This is a genomic window from Marinobacter sp. (assembly GCF_039977835.1).
Taxonomy (GTDB): Bacteria; Pseudomonadota; Gammaproteobacteria; order Pseudomonadales; family Oleiphilaceae; genus Marinobacter.
Genome location: NZ_JBDWCL010000046.1, coordinates 1 through 2500, shown reverse-complemented (window position 1 = coordinate 2500; position 2500 = coordinate 1). Strand labels below are relative to the sequence as shown.

At 49.9% G+C, this 2500-nt stretch carries 2 protein-coding genes; one reads left to right on the top strand and one right to left on the bottom strand.

Annotation, left to right across the window (positions count from 1 at the left end; all coding sequences use genetic code 11):
- Nucleotides 1-267, top strand: a 267-nt coding sequence (locus tag ABJM11_RS14560) for a 4Fe-4S dicluster domain-containing protein (protein WP_348296693.1), incomplete at its 5' end; no start/stop codon positions are given.
- 853 nt (nucleotides 268-1120) lie between these two features.
- On the opposite strand, the gene gcvA is transcribed toward ABJM11_RS14560, so the two are convergent.
- The gene (gene gcvA, locus ABJM11_RS14555) at nucleotides 1121-2068 is read right to left on the bottom strand and encodes a transcriptional regulator GcvA (RefSeq protein WP_348296692.1); all 948 of its coding nucleotides are present in this window, start codon (nucleotides 2066-2068) and stop codon (nucleotides 1121-1123) included.
- Nucleotides 2069-2500: the final 432 nt, after the last annotated feature.

The following is a 2500-nucleotide window of genomic DNA, read 5'->3' as shown; positions in this document are numbered from 1 at the left end:
GAGGAAGACCAGCCGGTTCACCTGAAGCTGTCTGACCCGGAGATTCCCATCAAGGAGAACCTGCCGAAGTACAACGAGCCTGCGCAGCGCTACTGCCCGGCTGGCGTGTATGAAGTGGTTGAGGCTGACGATGGCAGTGGCCAGAAGTTCCAGATCAACGCGCAGAACTGCGTGCACTGCAAAACCTGCGACATCAAGGACCCCGCTCAGAATATTACCTGGGTGACGCCGGAAGGCGGCGGGGGCCCGAATTATCCGAATATGTAGGTGCGCTAAACAGGGACGTTTAAAACTTGCCTGCCATGTTCGCTTCGCGGCTTTCACCCTCATAGGCTGGCTAACCAAGTTCACTACATTACCGTCTGCCCACCACAACCTACGGTTGTATACGGTTCCGAATTTGCTTGTAGAACTGGGATGTTGACGTCTTCCTTAACCTCAAGAATTACCGCCAGGCCATAGAATCACACCATCAAGGCGAGCAGTAGCATCTTTCTTACAAATCACTCGGAGCCTCAGTATGTCGCCGTCTTGGTAGGCGGCAATGGTGCTCCAACACCTCATGTTGGACCGTACCTTTCAATACTTGGTTGTGATCGCCATCAGTTCTTTGCAATTTCAGCGCAGCATCCGTCCAGTTCGCACCACCCGGCTGAAGAACCAACTTGGCTTCCCACAGGTTGCCGTGCTCGGGATTGATTGGTAAAAACCAAGCCAGTGTGACAACTAGGCACCGCCAGAGCTTCTGTGCAGATAAGCCATATAGGCAATGGAAACGTGCACTCATGCACCCCGTTTTCGCGAATTTCATCGCAACCAAGCACAGTTACACGTTGCTCAGTACAGGTAAGCACACACTCAATATAGGCTGCGCCATAACCGATATAACGGGACATCACCTACTTGAAGCTACGGAAGTTGGCTGAATTTTTAACCGCATTGAGTTGTTGCTTGATGTTCTCAGCTTGTCTTGTCCCATGAATCAGTAAGGCCTCCGTCAAAACGGCTATTAGCGATTCTGGCAAATCCTGACTCACCTCTTCACGTAATGTATCAAGCATTTTATTGATTCGGGCTGACCCGCCCCCAGTACTTAACAACTGCTCCCTCGTAATGTCCGTTACTGACCCTTCTTGTTGGCGCTCCTGCCCAGTGATGGAGCATACTCCACGTGATAAGCGTCGATGGCTTGCATTTCGCTCATCAACCACTCCTTGAAGGCATTCATACCCGAGGTTAAAGGGCGGTGTTTTTGATAAACGAGATAAAAAGCCCTGTGCGTATCAAGTGGAATATTGAATGGCACTACCAGATCGCCCGAACTGATTTCTCTGGACGTCAGCGTAGGGTCTGCCAGAGCCACACCCAGATTTTCCTGTGCAGCCGCAGTGGTTAGCTGACCACTGGATAACTGAAGGCTGTCCCTTGGGGTAATAAACTCTACACCCGCCAACTGTAGCCAATCTTCCCACTCCCATTTGCGTTTGCTGACATAGATTAATGTGTGATGACGCAGGTCTTCCGGAACCTCCAAAGGAAACTTTCCATTTAAAAGCTTCGGACTGCACACAGGCACCAGCATAACCTTCTGCAGAAAGTGAACCTCAATGTCATCCCACTCGCCGTGCCCATAGTAGACGGCCATATCGGTGCTCGACCGATTGAAATCGAGCAATCCCATAGAAGCGTTTATCTGAAGCTCGATATCCGGATACAGCTCCCGAAAACGAGACATCCGTGGCATTAGCCACCGGGTCAGGAAATTGGGTGCTACACTAATCTGAACTACATTGGTTTCCTTATTCGTCGCCAATCGGTGAGTTGCCATCTCAATCTCCTCCAACGCGTGCTTGACGGGCATCAGATACTGCTCCCCGGATGGTGTCAGCTCAACCTTCCGCTTGCTACGGCTAAACAGTGTTACCCCTAAATAACCTTCAAGCGTTTTAATCTGGTGACTAACGGCAGAAGCCGTCACGGACAACTCCTCTGCCGCAGCTGCAAAACTGCTTTTTCTGGCAGAGGCCTCAAACACTCTCAACGCATTGAGAGGAGGAAGACGACGCATAGGCGTTACCACTTATGATGAAATATTCTCATCATTATGGTTAGAAAGGATCGCTTTTCCAATAGCCATGATCTTATTAGCATAGGCAACATAGAAATTTATAGACGCCACCTGAGAGGATCACATCATGGCTAAACAACATTCAACTATGCTGAGCAGCACTGAAATTGATTACTATATAAAACTGGCCAAAGCAGAACGCAACCAGTACATCGCGGACAAGACTGCTTCGTTGGTGGGAAGCATCAAAACTGTTCTTCGTTCTCGGTTTCAGATTTCGGCTTCGAACCAGCGGAGTCTGTCAACGTAGTTGTCGTGTTTAAGTCATCAGCTCTTTAACAGTTCACCGCCTTTTCCGGATTCAGAGTCACTGATTCCGGCAAGCTGAAGTTTCGGATATCACCGGACCAGCGCCGCGGGTTCTCAGCCTTC

What these genes read in the sequence shown, in the direction of transcription:
- gcvA (WP_348296692.1), bottom strand. Translation starts at nt 2,068, where the DNA reads ATGCGTCGTCTTCCTCCTCTCAATGCGTTGAGAGTGTTTGAGGCCTCT.